This window comes from Enterococcus sp. BWR-S5 (assembly GCF_016745255.1).
GTDB lineage: Bacteria > Bacillota > Bacilli > Lactobacillales > Enterococcaceae > Enterococcus_L.
Genome location: NZ_JADOEQ010000004.1, coordinates 180,233 through 196,262, shown reverse-complemented (window position 1 = coordinate 196,262; position 16,030 = coordinate 180,233). Strand labels below are relative to the sequence as shown.

Here is a 16,030-nt window from a genome sequence, read left to right as displayed (position 1 = left end):
AGTCGGCGAGAAAAGGAGCATTATAGATGAACAAAAGCTTGAAACTATCCTTGGGTATTTTTTCTGTGATAACTGTCGCAGCCGCGGGTTTTATTTTAGGACAGCAGTCTATTGCAGATGAGAAAAAGGTATATATTGCTGATGATAACCTGAGAGCCGAGATTGTAGAACAGGTAAAGTGGAATCCTGAAACTGGAGAAGAAGAGCCGATAGAAAGCGAATTGCCGACAGTTGCTCAGATGGAGCGATTGGAACAATTCAATGTTGGGGAAACTCAATCGTTAGAGGGGCTTCAATATGCCAAAAACATCAAAGATTTGTCATTTTCTATGCAATTAAGTGATGTAGTAGATTTTCGTCCAATTGGAAAGATAGATAGTCTGGAGTATTTTTATGGCTATGCTTCCGAGGAAGAAGGCGATGAAATAGTAGATATTTCAGCATTTAGTGAATTGAAAAATTTGAAATATCTTAGCTTAGGTTACTATATACAGGTATTTGATTTTAGTGCTTTATCCAATTTAGAAAGCTTGGAAACAGTTCAAGTGACGGGGGCAGGGATGGTCGAGCTTCCGGAAGTGTATGTCAGTAGAGCAAGCAGAGAAATTGTTATGAGGCATCCAGTAACGTATGCTACCCAATTTGATGGTGAGCGTTCGGCGATTGGAATGCAGGTTGATGCGGCTGGCGAGCCTATTGGCGAAGTGACAGCAGTTCTTGATGGGAACAAAATGACCATTACTGCTATTGATGAAGCGACGGAAAGAATTGAATTTTCATTTACAGCCAGCTCTGAGAATGGAGGCTTCGGTGCACAGTCAAATGGTGCCATTCCGATTATCTGGTATTAAAAATTAAGAAGTGCGGGTAAAAGAGAGTTATGTCTTGAAAGAACCGCATGTTTATAACGAAAAAACTAAAGGAAAGCGGAACGAAAATCAGTTCCGCTTTCCTTTTTATTTTGAAATCGAACAACTGTCAAATGTGAAGCGCAACCTAGAACGACGATTTTTGCAAAGCGTATCCTATTTCTTGAAGGTAGTTTTGTTCAAATTTGTTTCCAGTTAGTTTCGTTCCGGCCGCTCAAAATCATAAAACTCCATACCTGGAAAATCAGTGAAATAGTCAGGCGATAAAAAAGCAATTAGCTGATAAAGGTATCTTTGCGAGATAAATGCTCGCTCTAAGCGGATATTCAACATGAGCAAAGCCTCTTCCGCCAGTTGAATCATCTCTGCGGGGCTATCGGCTTTGAATGTTGCAAGGATATCGCGGACAACATCTAATGACCAGGTTGAGGCACGAATCAAACGGATGATTAACAGCTGTCTCAAAGCTTGCTCATCAAATTTTCGATAGTTGCTTTCCTTATCTCGAGTCACTTCCAAAAGGCCTTCTTTTGTCCAATGACGAATCGTTGTTTCTGTAATTGACAGTCGTTCTGCAGCTTCGCCGATGGTTATCCAGCCCTTTCGAGGCATTTGAGTAATCAAATCACTTTCCTCTTCATGAAGTAAAGCCAGTGTTTGTGTAGATATTTCTTTTTGCTGGTGAAGCTGGTATTGCTCTTGATTAATCAACCAAAGCATTTTTGAATACTCCTTCTGACGAATAAACTCCATCAGCTGTTTTGTTGTGCGGTACCCATAAGCCAATGTCGCGGTTCTGACCGCTTGAATATAAAGAAAGCTTGTTTCAGAATACATTCTGTAGCCGCTTTTTGACCGCTTAGGAGCCGGAAAAAGCTCGTTTTTTTCGTAATGTCTCAGTAAGCTGGTACTGATATTCAATTTTCTTGCAATATCTATCGGCCGGTAATTCATCAGTTCTCCTCCGGTGCTAAACTTTTTGTTCAATTATACGTTAAAAAGTGTGGTTTTGAAATAAAAGTTTAGAACTTGCATTAAAGTGTTATTATAAGGTTGCTGCTGTTTTCTGAACGATGAGGTTACTGTTCATTTGTTGAAGAGCTGCAGCTGTAAGTAACAGTTGTAAAGGAGGATATTGAAAAGAAGGAAACAGCTGAATGTATGAAACAGCTGTTAAGCACAAAGATTAAGGGGGAACTGATATGACAGAATATCTACGAATTACCGGAGCAAGAGAGAATAATTTGAAAAATGTGGACGTTGTGATTCCGAAAAGAAAAATCACGGTGTTCACCGGCGTTTCCGGATCTGGAAAATCATCCATCGTTTTTGGAACGATTGCCAGCGAATCTCAGCGACAATTGAATGAGACCTTCAGTGCTTTTGTGCGCTCTTTTCTACCTAAATATAAAGAGCCTGATGTGGATGGAATCGAGAGTTTATCGACCTCTGTAGTCATCGATCAGAAAAGACTGGGAGGAAATTCACGTTCTACGTTGGGAACAATTACAGATATCAATTCATTGCTGCGCGTCTTATATTCAAGAGTTGGAAAACCGAGTATCGGTACAGCAAACTACTTTTCTTTCAATGATAAGGAAGGCATGTGTGAACAGTGTCATGGTATTGGGAGAAGTGTTGTTGTTGATGAAAAAAAGCTGCTTAATCCAGAACTGTCTTTAGCTGAAGGTGCGATTATCTTTGCGCCAATCAAAAATACAGAATGGTACATGAAGAGTTATCTGGACTCCGGCTTGTTTGATGTAAATAAAAAAATCAATGATTATTCTGCGGAAGAACGTGAGCTGCTTTTATATGGAAAAGATTTAAAGGTAAAAACTGATGGTGTTAATTCTAGCTATGAAGGCCTGGTTACACGATTTAATCGACTGTATCTGCTGAAAGAAGGAGAGCTTTCACCGCGAGCACAAAAAATTCTGAGTGAGCACAGTCATGAGGCTGTTTGTTCTCTATGTGGGGGCAAAAGACTATCACAACGTGCACTGGCTGTAAAAGTAGCGGATTTTGGTATTGCTGAGCTGCTTGAGCTGCAATTGACAGACCTGCAACGTGTATTAGCGGCGATTGAGCTTCCTGAGGCATCTCCTATTTTGAAAGGACTTCAGGAAAAAATCGGACACTTGATAGATATTGGTCTGGGTTACCTTAGCTTGAATAGGGAAACCTCCACGTTATCAGGAGGGGAGTCTCAGCGGGTCAAGATGGTGAAGCATCTGAATAATAGTTTGGTTGACCTGCTCTATATTTTTGACGAGCCAAGTATCGGGTTGCATCCGCGAGATGTTCACCGGCTGAATGAGCTGTTGATAAAGCTGAGAGACAAAGGAAATACTGTCATTGTGATTGAGCATGATCCTGATGTGATTAAAATTGCGGATCAGGTAATTGAAGTCGGACCTCATGCCGGAAAGCACGGCGGAGAAATTATGTTTACCGGAACCTATAAGGAATTATTGCGTTCAGACACATTGACCGGCACATACCTTAATAATCAAGTGACGATTAACACTGCACCGCGACAAGCCAATGACTTCTATCAAGGACGGCTATCAGAACAGCATAATTTGAAGAAGGTTGCATTGAAGGTGCCGAAAGAGACACTGACATTGATTACCGGAGTTGCAGGCTCAGGAAAAAGCACCCTTGTAAAGGATTCCTTTTTAACACAATTTCCGGAAACCATCGTCATCGATCAGGCGGCGGCTCAGACGAATTCGCGTTCTAATCCTGCTACCTATATCGGAATTATGGACAATATCAGAAAGCTTTTTGGAAAATCAAATGACGTTTCTCCATCACTATTCAGCTATAACTCCAAAGGGGCTTGTGAAAACTGTAAAGGGCAAGGATATATTGAAACAAATCTGGCATTTATGGATGCCGTCAAGACAGAATGCCCTGTCTGTGAAGGCAAGCGTTACAGCCGGGAAGTGTTGAACTACGAGTTTCAAGGAAAGAATATCAATGAAGTGCTGAGTCTTACGGTAGAAGAAAGTCTGGAGTTCTTTCAGGAAAAAGCGATTGTGAAAAAACTGGAGGCAATGGCACAGGTTGGTTTGGCTTACCTGGCAATCGGCCAGCCGATGAGTACATTGTCCGGTGGAGAGTGTCAGCGCATGAAGCTTGCCAGTGAATTCTATAAAAAAGGCAGTATCTATCTTCTGGATGAGCCTTCTACAGGTCTGCATTTGTCAGATATTGACCACATTATGAAAATCATGAATCATTTGGTCAATCAAGGAAATACTGTCATTGTGATTGAGCATCATGTGGATATCATCCGACAAGCCGATTGGATTGTTGATATTGGCCCGGATGGCGGGGATAAAGGAGGGGCAATCGTGTTTGAAGGCTATCCGCTGGAAATTAAGAAAACCGATTCTCTGACTGGTCAGTATATTTAGAAAAAAGTGACTCTGCCAATTAAAAAGGTTCCCGCTTGAGATTTTCTCAGGTGGGAACCCTTTTTGAACGGAGTTTATGTTTAGTGTTAGGAAATCATAGAATTACAAGTCTTCGCCATTTGAAGCGATGACGTTTTGGTACCAGTTGAAGGATTTTTTCTTGTAGCGTTCCAAAGAGCCGTTTCCTTCGTTGTCCTTGTTTACATAGATGAAGCCGTAGCGTTTTTTCATCTCGCCGGTTCCCGCTGAGACTAAATCAATAAAGCCCCAAGGCGTGTAGCCGATTAAATCGATACCGTCATATTCCACTGATTCTTTCATAGCTTCAATATGTGCCTTCAGGTAATCGATACGGTATTGATCGTCAACGGTATTGTCAGCTGTCAGCTCATCAATTGCACCAAAACCGTTTTCTACAATAAATAGTGGCAGCTCGTAGCGATCATTGAACCAGTTCATTGCATAACGCAGACCAGTTGGGTCAATTTGCCAGCCCCAATCAGATGCTTCGACATAAGGGTTTTCCACCAAATCCTTGGATTCATCATAGTCATAGGCAGGTCCTTTGTTATGGTCTTTTACAGCGAAAGACATATAGTAGCTGAAACCGATATAGTCGACACAGCCGTGAGCGAGTGTATCCAAATCCTGTGCAGTAATATCCAAGCGATAGCCTTTACGATCTAAATAACGTTCGATGTAGTTTGGGTAATGCCCACGAACATGGACATCTGTGAACCAGTAACGTTTTTGCATCGCACTGACTGCTGCCATCATGTCTTGGGGGCTACAGGAATAAGGATAAATTGGGACCATCGCAATCATACAACCAATCTGAAAATCAGGATTGATTTCATGACCGATTCGAACTGCTTCAGCACTGGCAACCAGTTCATAGTGAGCCGCTTGATACATGATTTCTTCACGATTTTCGCCATCAGTATATTTGATGCCTGAGTTGGTAAATGGTGCGAAATCTTCTTCAAAATTGGCCTGATTGTTAATTTCATTAAAGGTCATCCAGTAGGTCACTTTATCTTTGTAACGTTTAAAGCAGACTTCAGCAAATTTTTTGAAGAATCCAATGACCTTTCGATTGCGCCAGCCGCCATATTCTGTCACTAGATGATAAGGCATTTCAAAGTGAGAAAGTGTAATCACTGGTTCAATGCCGTACTTCAAGCATTCATCAAATAAATCATCATAAAATTGTAATCCTTCTTCATTAGGTGTCTCTTCATCACCGTTTGGAAAAATTCGTGTCCAGGCGATGGAGGTACGGAAGCATTTTAAGCCCAACTCGGCGAATAGCTTCACATCTTCCTTATAATGTGTGTAAAAATCAATTGCTTCGTGATTCGGGTAATTCTCCCCAACAATCACTCCGTCGGTAATTCTACGGGGAACGCCATGTGCGCCAACGGTCATAACGTCAGCTACACTGACACCTTTTCCCCCTTGATTCCAGCCGCCTTCCAGCTGGTGAGCAGCAACGGCACCGCCCCATAGAAAATCATTTTTTAAAATTGACATAATTATCGACCTCTTTAATTCGTAATAAATTTAGTAAGTTGATTTAGTTGAATAGAAACGGGGCAGGAACCGAATCAGTGATGGTATCTTTCGATTGATTCCGGTTTTCTGCCCCGCTTTGTTTTATTGTTTTGCTTTGTGAGCAAGTTAATTCCGCTTTTCTTATTGCTCTGCTTCGATTTTTTCCAACACGTCTTCTTCAACGGGTTGTCCGGTTTCCTGTGCGTAGTTGATGGCATCCATTTTTCTTGCGAATGGCAGGTAGATGAAGAAGCCAAGAACTAATACAAAGGCTTGTAGTAAGGCCGTACGCCAGCCGCCGACTAATAGACCGGAAAGGATAGCTGGGGTGGTCCATGGAACCTGTACCGCTGTAAAGAGTGGCACCAAACCAGTGTAAAGGGCAAAGTAAGTGATTACAGAAGACACAACAGGTGTCAAAATGAATGGCACAACCATAATCGGATTCATCACGATTGGTGTTGCGAAAACGATTGGCTCATTGATACCAAACAAGGCAGGGGCAAGTGATAAACGTCCTAGTTGCTTGAACTGTGCGGATTTCGCAAGGAATACCATGAAGACGACTAATCCGATTGTCATACCAGCACCAGTTACTGTTTGGAATTGATCCATGAACTGTTTTGTCACGATGTGTCCACCGTTTTCGATTGTCAATGCTTTACCGGCATTTAGGATTTCCGTATTTTCCAATGAGTTTGCTTGCAAGATCGGTTCCATGATACCGCCGACGATAGTTGAACCGTGTACGCCGAAGAACCAGAAGAATGGAACCAAGAATCCAATAATCAAAGCGCCGCCCAATGTATCTGTTACTCCTTGTAATGGTGACTGTAAAACATCATAAATGAATTCAAAGAATGTTGTACTGAATACCTTATCAAAGAAGATATAGACGAACATTGCACCAGTAATCAATACGGCTGCAGGAATCAATGCAGTAAATGAGTTTGCTACGTTTTCAGGTACCTGTTCAGGCAGCTTGATGCGGATGTCGTGACGTAAGAACCAGCTGTAGACCCAACCAACAATCAAACCAACAAGGATTGCTGTAATCATTCCTTTTCCGCCGGTCCAGTCTTTGTTGATAATGTTACTAATTGTAATACCGCTCTCTGCGTCTGTTATTTCAGCTGACATAAACATAACGAAGATAACCAAACCGATCATCCCGGCAGGAAGACCTTCAAAGCCTTCTGTTTTAACATAGGAATAAGCAATCCCAATAACAGCGAAAACGGCCATAATAGCAAATGAAGCACCAAATGCTTGGTTGAAGTAGACGCCTAAACCAGATTCTGTTACCCAATTTGCTGCAGGCTCATAAGGAATATTTGCCAGCAACAGGAAGATAGAACCGACGATTGTAAATGGCATAGTATAAAGCATACCATTTCTCAGCGCAGTAATTGGTTTTGTGTTTACAAATTTCAGTACGGGTGGAAGAAGTTTTTCATTAATCCATTCGTTCATTTCTAACTCATCTCCTCTTGAATAAATAAAATAAGTATAAGTTCATGTAGTGTATTCGGGGAAGTAAATGTTGACCTCCTTTTTCATATTGAATACGTTTACACATTCAATATAAAAGATTCTGATTGAAAATGGAATAGGTTCCTCTGTTTGAGAAACATGTTCCAAGCGAAAAAACAAAGCAGATTAGGAATGTTGATTTAACAACGTTTCCATATCTGCTTTTTAAGAAGCTGGAACAAAAATAACGCATTTTTATTAGTAGATAGATAAATGGTCAGGGCTTTTTTGAGTGCACCGGTCTATTCTTCCTCTTTGGCGGCGCGTTCAAGCATCAGCTGTTTTCCTGCTTGATGAGCCAGCAGTTCAATTAAGGCAATGACAGGAATTTGTGTGGTCAGATTGATGAATGGATCAGCATAGGCTGATTTTTCTTCCGGCATATAATAAGAAATATTGTAATCTGCCAGCTTGGCAATCGTAGAATTTTCATCATTGGTGATACTAAGAATTTTTGCATTGGAGCACTTGAAATCAGAGACCATTTTTAATATCTCCGAGGTTTCACCGGAAACAGACAGCACAATGACGAGTGTACTCTCAAATCCTCGCGGCGGAATCGGTGTGAATGGATCACTTACATTATAAGAGTTGATACCAATGTTTGAAAAATAACGGCTGCCATAAGCACCTAATACGCCGCTTGTGCCAAGTCCAATAAAAACAACATGGCGTGCAGCTAGAACTAAATCAATTGCCGGCTTGAAAGTTTCCTGATAATTACCCTGATTGATTTTTTTTAGAAAGGAATCAACATGAACGGCAGCTGCATAGTAATCTTCAAAGCCATTTGGGCGCTCCTGTGTATTCTTAACCGCAAATTTCAGCTCAGAAAAACCTTCAAAACCCATTTTTGTACAGAATCGGAGAATCGTGGATGTCGATACATGGCATTTTGCAGACAGCTCACGAATGGTCAATTTTGGGATTTGGGTAATGTGCTCAAGGATATATTGATAAACAATCAGCTCTAAATCATTCAAGGTTTGAACTTTTTCCAAATCGAACAATGTCAGGTCACCTCTTTTTTCGATGTTTCTTCCAGTTTACAATACAAATGCTGATTGGTATAGTGATTCCTTTGAAAAGAAAAACGCGCAGACTAGTCAAACGATCTGCGCGTCTATTTATTGGTTAACGATTCCTTTTCGGAAGAAGCGTTGGTAGAGCCAAGCACCTATACCTGCAAAGAACAAAGGGCCGATTGCAAGGCTAAGCATCTGCGTGTACTCCTTTTCAATAAGCGGAAGGTAAAGCTGTGAGAAGATGGAGACAGCAATCGTCAGAGCGACACTCGCGCTGAGAAAATATGGCAGCAGCTTGACTCTATAAGGTGGACGCTCTGTTTGTTCTGAGTATTTTCGTTTGAAAGCCGGATAGGCTAATGCAACAAGTAAATACGGTAGTGCACGTGAAATATTCGTCATCATAGTTAGTTGGTTATATAGTAATGTAACATATGAGTTTCCCCAAGAAATCATGCTGATAAAGAGAATAATGAGGCCACCTTGAACAAGCAGTGCATTGGCGGGTATATTGTGAGTGTTTCTTTTACGGACCCATGACGGCCAGTAATGTTTAGGTGTTCCTTCTACTAAAACCCGAAGTGGTAGATAGAAAATTGAAGATAACAATGCAATATAAGAAATTAATAGTGTCAATGCGGTTAACCGTGTAAATAGCTGTCCGATGAATTGATTAATCTCAATGGTGCCTCCTAAACTTTCTGCTACACGTTGACCGGATTCATTCATCAAGGTATACATCAAATTTCCGAGGTGAAGGGATTGGTCTTTTTGCAGCTCTTGCCAATTGAGTGCACCGCTCCATAACAGTAGACCCATGAAATAGCAGATAACAATCAAAACACTGCTGAAAATAACCAGCTTTGAAAATCTTTTCTTTTGCTGCCCGGTTTTATCTACTAAACTGGCAATGGTATCCAATCCTCCAAAGGCTGTAACAGCAAAAATTAAGAAGGTTAATTGTGAAACAACTGTATTTTGGGAGGTCGAAGCAACTGAGCGAATACTGGAAAGCAAATGAATAGTAATCTCTTCCGGATGAGCTAGCCACAGAATAAAATTACTGCTAAAGCTGATAAATACAAGTAAAAACATCAACACACTACTGGCATACAGTAAATAGGCAATTTGCTTGAAGCCTTTACTGACAATGAACAAAGTAAAGCAGACAGCAAGAATGGATAGAAAGCCAATCAACTGAGTCGTGGAGACAAAGGGAATCGGACTTGGTTGTTTGGTTAAGTCTTTGCCGAACAGGAGCAGAGAAAGCGGAATCCACAACTTCATGAACAAGCTAATCATCCAAACGAAATAACTGCAATACCACAGAAAAGCAGCTATAAAGGCTGTTCTTTCAGATAAACAGTCAGAGAGCCATTTGTATAGTCCGCCGGAATCGTTTTTATATATAGCAGTAAATTCTGATATAATGAGAGCGTATGGGATGAAGTAAAATGCTGCTGCCCAGATAAAATAGGGAAGAGCTTTCATCCCCATAAGAAAAAAAGCGGTCGTCAAACTGGAAAATGAAAATACAGTTGTTGTGATAATCATCACAAGTCGCTTCGAACTGAAAAGCTGGTTGTTTTTAGACATGAATAAGCAATCCTTTTCTTTTCGTGATATAGTGATTTCAGCATAGAAAAGTTTACGGAATAAAACAAGAGCTTTTGGAAAAAATTAGGGAATAGGAGTAGTCAAATGTCTATTCAAATACAACAGGTAATCGATAACATACGTCAAGAGCTTCAGGTTGACTTCATTGGGATTGCTTTATCCAGAGTTAGTGCTGGGACCAATTTACGAACAATTCACTGGAAATATGTTTCGGGGAACACAAATGAAAACTATAAACGGATTCGTCTTCAGGTTGGCAGGGGAATTGCTGGAATTGTATGGCGCACAGGTAGAAGCTATTGTGAAATGAACCTGCAAGATGATCCAAAAGAGTTGGTAGAATTACCAATTGCTCGAATGGAGAAAATAGAAACAGCGGTAGCTGCACCCATTTTAAAAAATGGACGTGTGCAAGGTGTTTTGCTGTTTGGCTATCGTAGGCCGTTGAAGATAGAGAATGACTTTCTGAAAGAGGTAGAGGCAAGGGCAGAGCAGCTGCTGGTATTATTGGAGGAAGCATGAAATGAAGGAACATTTTTTTGAGCAAGTGTTTTTGGAAGCCAGTGACAGCTTATATCTACTGTTTGAGACTGGTGAAGTAAGAAAAAACAAGGCAGCAGTAAGGCTGGAAGAACAGGTGAAGGTTCCGTTGGATCGGATAGTTGAGATTGCTAACGGTAAGGGCTGTGTTCTTCATACAACAACAGAGAAATGCTTAAATTGTGAAGTCAAAGAAACTTGGAGTCCGTCAGTGTTTCCAGTAGTTCTGGAAACAAACGTTGGAATACAGGAGCGCTTCAGCGGCAGTTTGAGTCAAGTAGATGACACGATAACCTTATTGAGCCTGAGAGGGATAGAGAATCAAGAGAAAATGCAGCAGGTCATTGACAACAAACGCTTGATTGAGTATGTCAATCAAGCGCATGAAACGGAACGACGGGCTATTTCACAGGAGCTGCATGATGGTTTGGCTCAGAGTATCTATAGTCTGATGCTAGATGTTCGTCAATTAAAACGAATGGAGAACAAAGGTGACATCATTCAAAGAATCGGTTCTATCGATGAAGATTTTGTCTCTTTGCTGCAAGAAGTGAAGCAGATTGCTATTGACCTGCGTCCTACTGCATTGGATGATTTGGGGCTTGTTCCGGCAATCGAAGCATTACTGCATCGTATCATGGAAACGACAGGCTTGATTGTTCATTTTATTCCTGTGTTGAGCCAGCAACGATTTTCAGAGCGTTTGGAAACGGTGACTTATCGGGTGCTTCAAGAAAGTGTGATGAACAGTGTCAAATATGCGGCGGTTGATGAGCTGTGGGTAACCTTGAGAGAACATGAAGGGCAGTTAATCTTGGAGGTTCGCGATCATGGCATTGGTTTCTCGCCGACAGTTGTCGGGCAAGCCTCCGGAGCGGGTTTGGGGCTTCTACATATGCAGGAGCGAGCAGAATCTGTTGGCGGCTCTTTTAAGATTCACAGTGAAGTAGGAGAAGGAACGACGGTATCGTTAAAGCTGCCGATTGACTAGGAGGGGAAGCAGATGAATATAGTGATAGCTGATGATCATGCTGTAGTAAGAAGCGGTCTGCGCTTATTATTGGAGTCGTACCCTGAAGTCTGTGTAGTAGGCGATGCGGCAGATGGAACAGAGACATTTTTACTTTTGGAGAAACATTCAGTTGATATTGTTTTGATGGATGTTCGGATGCCTCCGGGAGAAAACGGATTGCAGACAACACGAAGAATCAGCGAACATTTTCCAGCAGTTAAGGTGATTATTTTGAGCATGCATGAAGAGGAAGAATATCTGAGGAAAGCGTTGGAGTATGGGGCAGCAGGTTACATTTTAAAAAGCTCCTCAGATGAGGTTTTACTAGATTCGTTAAAACAGGTTATGCAGGGAAAGTGTGTCGTCGATCCGCTTTTTGCTATTTCTGATCCGAAAAAATGGTTAGATGAGCTTGATGGTGAAAGTAATCAGTATTATGAGCGATTATCGAAAAGAGAGCGGGAAATTTTACCTTTAGTCTCTTTAGGATATACAAATAAGGAAATTGCGGAACGATTGTTCATTTCGGTAAAAACTGTAGAAGTACATAAGTCCAATTTGATGAAAAAGCTGGAAGTTGACAGCTTTTCTGAATTACTGCAATATAGCATCAAGCACCATCTAATTGATTTGTGAGGTGAAGAGATTGAACGGTATATTATATGTTTTTCATGGAAGTCAAAAGGAAGAGAAGAACAAAGCTGCAACGGCCTTTATTAGTAATTTGGAACAACGAATAGGAAAAGAGCTGCTGCAGGAAACAGCATTCTTGGAGAACCATTCTCATACAATTTTGAGTCAGGCTGAAGCCTTGATTGCACAAGGCGCAGACCATATTGTTGTTGTGCCGGTTCTTTTATTTGCAGCAAAGCATGCGCGAGTAGACATTCCAGAGGAAATAATGGAGGTTCAGAAGAAATACCCTGATATTCGATTTGTACAGACAGAAACTTTTGGGCACCGGTCCGGCAGTAGAGCGGTGCTAAAAGAGCGTTTTGCAACTGTTCAGCAAGACCTGCCGCATCAGAAACTGACAGGAATTCTATTAGCGCACGGCACTAAGATGACTGATGCGCCACAGAGAGTATTGGAGGAGATAGCAGCAGAAATTCAAGCAGCAGTAGATTTTCCAATTAACGCAGTAAGTTTAAAAGGACATGATGATTATCTTGCAGAAATAAAACTAGCAATGAAGGGAAATCGTCAACTGGTTATTGTACCATTCTTCTTGTTTGATGGGCATTTGATTCATTTGATGAAAACAAGGCTGTCAGAAGCTTTTCCTGAGCAGACATTTATAGTTACTCCGACATTGGAATTTGACCAAAGGATTCTTGACGATCTTGAGCAGATTGTAAAGGAGGCTCTAAATGTATCCGATTATGCTTGATATCACGGATAAAAAAATTATCGTGATTGGTGGAGGCAGGATTGCTTTACGCAAGACGAGGTCCTTGCTGCAGGCCGGTGGTCGTGTGACTGTCATTGCACCAAGGTTGGAGGAGGGTTTCAAGACGTTGACAAACGTGTCTTTTGTTTCTGAAAAGTATCACTCTGAACAGCTGAAGGAAGCACAATTAATTTTTGCCTGTACAGATTCCAAATCAGTCAATCAGCAGATTGTTGCAGATGCTGCAAGCTGGCAATGGGTTAATGATTGCAGTCAAAAAGAGAACAGTGATTTCTACAATATGGCTGTGCTGCAGCATGAGACGGGGGTTGTTGCTTTTTCAAGTCATGGTCAGTCACCGACAGAAACAAAAAGATTGAAACAGGAAATAGAAGAGACACTTAAACGGCAGATAAAGTAGAAAGCAAAAGCAGCGCTGCTATTTGTTCCTTCTTTGTCTGAAGGATATTTTTAAGATTAGCAAAAAGAGAAAACCATTTTCACGTACTTCGTGAAGGTTTTCTCTTTTTTTGTTCTTTAGACACATAAAAAATTTTTTTTACATGAACTTATTAGGAGATTCCCTAATATTCAAAGCTTCTTCGGATTGGTATTCTGAAAACGAGAATGTTCAAATAATCACAATAAGGAGATATATACAATGAGAGAGAAGCTTGTATTGATCGGTAACGGTATGGCTGGAGTTCGAACAATTGAAGAAATCTTGGAACGTGATCCAGACAGATACGAAATAACGATTTTTGGAGAAGAAAAGTATCCAAACTATAATCGTATCATGCTTTCAAATGTCCTTCAAAAGAAAATGGAAGTAGCTGAAATCATCACTAATCCACTGGCTTGGTATGAGGAAAATGGCATTCGATTAATCAATCACGACCCTGCCATAAAAATCGATAAGGAAAACCAGGTTGTTCATAGTGCTTCCGGAGCAGAGATAGCCTATGACAAGTGTATTATTGCTACTGGTTCGAGAGCCTTTATTTTACCCGTTGAAGGGTCTAGCTTACCGGGAGTCGTCGGCTTTCGTACAATTGATGACACAGAAGCTATGCTGGCGGCGGCGAAAAGCTACTCAAAAGCAGTCGTCATTGGCGGTGGTTTACTCGGGCTGGAGGCTGCGAAGGGCTTAGTTGATCAAGGGATGGATGTTACAGTCATCCATCTTGAGAAATGGTTGATGGAAACTCAATTAGACGAGAAAGCCGGTGAAATGCTTAAGACAGACTTAGAAAAGCAAGGGCTAAAGTTTCTAATGGAGAAACGAACTGAGAAAATTTTAGGAACAGATCATGTGACTGGTATCACATTTAGTGATGGTTCTTCTATTGAAACAAATCTTGTTGTTATGTCTGTGGGTATTCGACCGGAAGCGACGTTAGCGAAAGAGGCGGGCTTAGATGTCAATCGTGGAATTCTGGTCAATGATTTTATGCACACAAGCAATGAACATATCTATGCTGTTGGCGAGTGTATAGAGCATAACGGGCAGGTATATGGATTAGTCGCACCGCTATTTGAACAGGGGAAAGTACTGGCTGATGTTTTGACAGATAAGGAAACAGCGCCATATCAAGGAAGTACGACATTTACTTCTCTAAAGGTATCGGGCTGTGACCTGTATTCAGCAGGAGAGATAAAGGACTGTGAAGGTGTTACTAGTATTGAAGCTTTTGATGGACTTAACTTTACTTATAAGAAGGTCTTTGTTCGTGAAAATAAAATTGTAGGGGTTGTTCTCTATGGTGACACTTCGGAAGGCAACCGTTATTACAATATTTTGAAAAAAAGTGAAGAAATAGATAGCTACACACCGGTTTCTCTTTTGCATATGGCAGGAGAAGAAACCAGTACAGATGTTGGAGAGTGGCCGGATGATGAAATGATATGCGGCTGTAATGGTGTTACCAAAGGAACAATTGTTAGTGCAATCAAAGAAAAAGAGCTGACTTCAATTGCCGAAGTCACAAAATATACAAAAGCCGGCGGTTCTTGCGGAAAATGTAAACCATTGATTGGTGATATTTTGGCTCATACGCTGGGCGGAGCTGTTGTCAGTGGTCCAACAGGGATTTGCGGCTGTACGCCTTTGACTAGAGACCAAATTGTAACGCAGATTCATGCAAAGCATCTTACTTCTTCCGAAGAAGTATATAAAGAACTGGAATTTCTAAATCCGGAAGGCTGTCCAAAATGTCGTCCGGCAGTTAATTTTTACTTAAATGTTGCATGGCCCAAAGAGCATGCAGATGAACGTGAATCAAGATATGTCAATGAACGAATGTACGGCAATATTCAAAATGATGGCACGTATTCCGTAATTCCTCGAATGAGAGGCGGAAAAACAGATCCGCAGCAGTTGATGCTGATTGCGAAGGTTGCTGAAAAATACGATGTTCCGATGGTTAAAATTACAGGAAGTCAGCGGATTGGCCTATTTGGTGTCAAGAAAGAAGATATGCCGCAAATCTGGGAAGAGCTAGATATGACAGCAGCAGCTGCTTACGCAAAAGCGGTTCGATCAGTTAAAACCTGTGTTGGTGCGAATTTCTGTCGCTTTGGCACACAGGATTCTTTGGGGCTGGGAATTAAGTTGGAGCAGCGCTTTGAGTTTATTGATACACCTCATAAGTTTAAAATTGGCGTTTCTGCTTGTCCACGAAGCTGCGTAGAAAGCGGTGTGAAGGATTTTGGAATTATTGGTGTAGAGAATGGCTTCCAGCTTTATGTTGGAGGAAATGGCGGAACAGAAGTAAAAGAGGCGCAGCTTCTGACAACTGTTGCGACAGAAGAAGAGGTTATTGAGATTTGCGGAGCGATGCTGCAGTTTTATAGGGAAACAGGTGTTTATGCTGAGCGGACTGCACCGTGGTTAGATCGGCTGGGTTTTGAGAAGGTCAAGGAGGTTCTTCTTGATTCGGCCCATAGAAAAGAGCTGATTACTCGTTTGGATGAAGCGGTTGAAGGACGTAGAGGTAATCCTTGGGAAGAGGTCGTTAAGGATGAGGAACTTCGCAAAGAGTTGTATACAGTAGGGAGAGTATAGC

General features: G+C 41.3%; 13 protein-coding genes. 8 read left to right on the top strand and 5 right to left on the bottom strand.

The genetic code is table 11. From position 1 onward, the window contains the following. Positions 1–26: 26 nt before the first annotated feature. The gene (locus tag IW510_RS07190; protein ID WP_202058176.1) at positions 27–851 is read left to right on the top strand and encodes a hypothetical protein; all 825 of its coding nucleotides are present in this window, start codon (positions 27–29) and stop codon (positions 849–851) included. 213 nt (positions 852–1,064) lie between these two features. Here the strand turns inward: IW510_RS07190 and IW510_RS07185 are convergent, their stop codons facing one another. Continuing rightward, positions 1,065–1,823 carry a MerR family DNA-binding transcriptional regulator gene (locus IW510_RS07185; RefSeq protein WP_202058175.1) on the bottom strand — a complete coding sequence of 253 codons (759 nt, stop codon included), beginning with the start codon at positions 1,821–1,823 and terminating at the stop codon, positions 1,065–1,067. Positions 1,824–2,071: 248 nt separating this feature from the next. Between IW510_RS07185 and IW510_RS07180 the strand changes: the two genes are divergently transcribed. Next, positions 2,072–4,294: an ATP-binding cassette domain-containing protein gene (locus IW510_RS07180; protein WP_202058174.1), complete on the top strand. Its 2,223-nt coding sequence runs from the start codon at positions 2,072–2,074 to the stop codon at positions 4,292–4,294. A 102-nt stretch (positions 4,295–4,396) separates the two neighbouring features. Here IW510_RS07180 and IW510_RS07175 read toward each other — a convergent pair whose 3' ends face one another. The 4 genes from IW510_RS07175 to IW510_RS07160 all read right to left on the bottom strand — a co-directional run bounded on the left by IW510_RS07175 (position 4,397) and on the right by IW510_RS07160 (position 10,002). Beyond that, positions 4,397–5,827, bottom strand: coding sequence for a 6-phospho-beta-glucosidase (locus tag IW510_RS07175; RefSeq protein WP_202058172.1), 1,431 nt, complete (start codon positions 5,825–5,827; stop codon positions 4,397–4,399). 162 nt (positions 5,828–5,989) lie between these two features. Next, positions 5,990–7,321, bottom strand: coding sequence for a PTS sugar transporter subunit IIC (locus IW510_RS07170; RefSeq protein WP_202058171.1), 1,332 nt, complete (start codon positions 7,319–7,321; stop codon positions 5,990–5,992). Between the two features lie 302 nt (positions 7,322–7,623). Further along, a complete protein-coding gene (locus tag IW510_RS07165) occupies positions 7,624–8,391 on the bottom strand; it encodes a MurR/RpiR family transcriptional regulator (RefSeq protein WP_202058169.1) in 768 nt (255 codons plus the stop codon). Positions 8,392–8,508: 117 nt separating this feature from the next. After that, positions 8,509–10,002, bottom strand: coding sequence for an amino acid permease (locus IW510_RS07160; protein WP_202058167.1), 1,494 nt, complete (start codon positions 10,000–10,002; stop codon positions 8,509–8,511). Between the two features lie 105 nt (positions 10,003–10,107). On the opposite strand from IW510_RS07160, the gene IW510_RS07155 reads away from it, so the two are divergent. From IW510_RS07155 to nirB, 6 genes are all read left to right on the top strand, one after another. Next, a complete protein-coding gene (locus IW510_RS07155) occupies positions 10,108–10,545 on the top strand; it encodes a GAF domain-containing protein (RefSeq protein ID WP_202058165.1) in 438 nt (145 codons plus the stop codon). Between the two features lies 1 nt (position 10,546). Further along, on the top strand, positions 10,547–11,554 hold the full coding sequence (locus IW510_RS07150; RefSeq protein WP_202058164.1) for a sensor histidine kinase: 1,008 nt from the start codon (positions 10,547–10,549) through the stop codon (positions 11,552–11,554). Positions 11,555–11,566: 12 nt separating this feature from the next. Continuing rightward, entirely contained in the window at positions 11,567–12,211 is a 645-nt protein-coding gene (locus IW510_RS07145; RefSeq protein WP_202058163.1) for a response regulator, read from the top strand. Positions 12,212–12,221: 10 nt separating this feature from the next. Then, positions 12,222–12,965 (top strand): sirohydrochlorin chelatase, encoded by a 744-nt coding sequence (locus tag IW510_RS07140; protein ID WP_202058162.1) that lies wholly within the window; start codon positions 12,222–12,224, stop codon positions 12,963–12,965. Next, entirely contained in the window at positions 12,946–13,386 is a 441-nt protein-coding gene (locus IW510_RS07135; RefSeq protein ID WP_202058161.1) for a precorrin-2 dehydrogenase/sirohydrochlorin ferrochelatase family protein, read from the top strand. The genes IW510_RS07140 and IW510_RS07135 overlap by 20 nt, the downstream gene beginning before the upstream one ends. A gap of 240 nt (positions 13,387–13,626) precedes the next feature. Further along, positions 13,627–16,029 (top strand): nitrite reductase large subunit NirB, encoded by a 2,403-nt coding sequence (nirB, locus tag IW510_RS07130; protein WP_202058160.1) that lies wholly within the window; start codon positions 13,627–13,629, stop codon positions 16,027–16,029. Position 16,030 lies beyond the last annotated feature (1 nt).

What these genes read in the sequence shown, in the direction of transcription:
- IW510_RS07190 (WP_202058176.1), top strand. Translation starts at nt 27, where the DNA reads ATGAACAAAAGCTTGAAACTATCCTTGGGTATTTTTTCTGTGATAACT.
- IW510_RS07185 (WP_202058175.1), bottom strand. Translation starts at nt 1,823, where the DNA reads ATGAATTACCGGCCGATAGATATTGCAAGAAAATTGAATATCAGTACC.
- IW510_RS07180 (WP_202058174.1), top strand. Translation starts at nt 2,072, where the DNA reads ATGACAGAATATCTACGAATTACCGGAGCAAGAGAGAATAATTTGAAA.
- IW510_RS07175 (WP_202058172.1), bottom strand. Translation starts at nt 5,827, where the DNA reads ATGTCAATTTTAAAAAATGATTTTCTATGGGGCGGTGCCGTTGCTGCT.
- IW510_RS07170 (WP_202058171.1), bottom strand. Translation starts at nt 7,321, where the DNA reads ATGAACGAATGGATTAATGAAAAACTTCTTCCACCCGTACTGAAATTT.
- IW510_RS07160 (WP_202058167.1), bottom strand. Translation starts at nt 10,002, where the DNA reads ATGTCTAAAAACAACCAGCTTTTCAGTTCGAAGCGACTTGTGATGATT.
- IW510_RS07155 (WP_202058165.1), top strand. Translation starts at nt 10,108, where the DNA reads ATGTCTATTCAAATACAACAGGTAATCGATAACATACGTCAAGAGCTT.
- IW510_RS07150 (WP_202058164.1), top strand. Translation starts at nt 10,547, where the DNA reads ATGAAGGAACATTTTTTTGAGCAAGTGTTTTTGGAAGCCAGTGACAGC.
- IW510_RS07145 (WP_202058163.1), top strand. Translation starts at nt 11,567, where the DNA reads ATGAATATAGTGATAGCTGATGATCATGCTGTAGTAAGAAGCGGTCTG.
- IW510_RS07135 (WP_202058161.1), top strand. Translation starts at nt 12,946, where the DNA reads ATGTATCCGATTATGCTTGATATCACGGATAAAAAAATTATCGTGATT.
- nirB (WP_202058160.1), top strand. Translation starts at nt 13,627, where the DNA reads ATGAGAGAGAAGCTTGTATTGATCGGTAACGGTATGGCTGGAGTTCGA.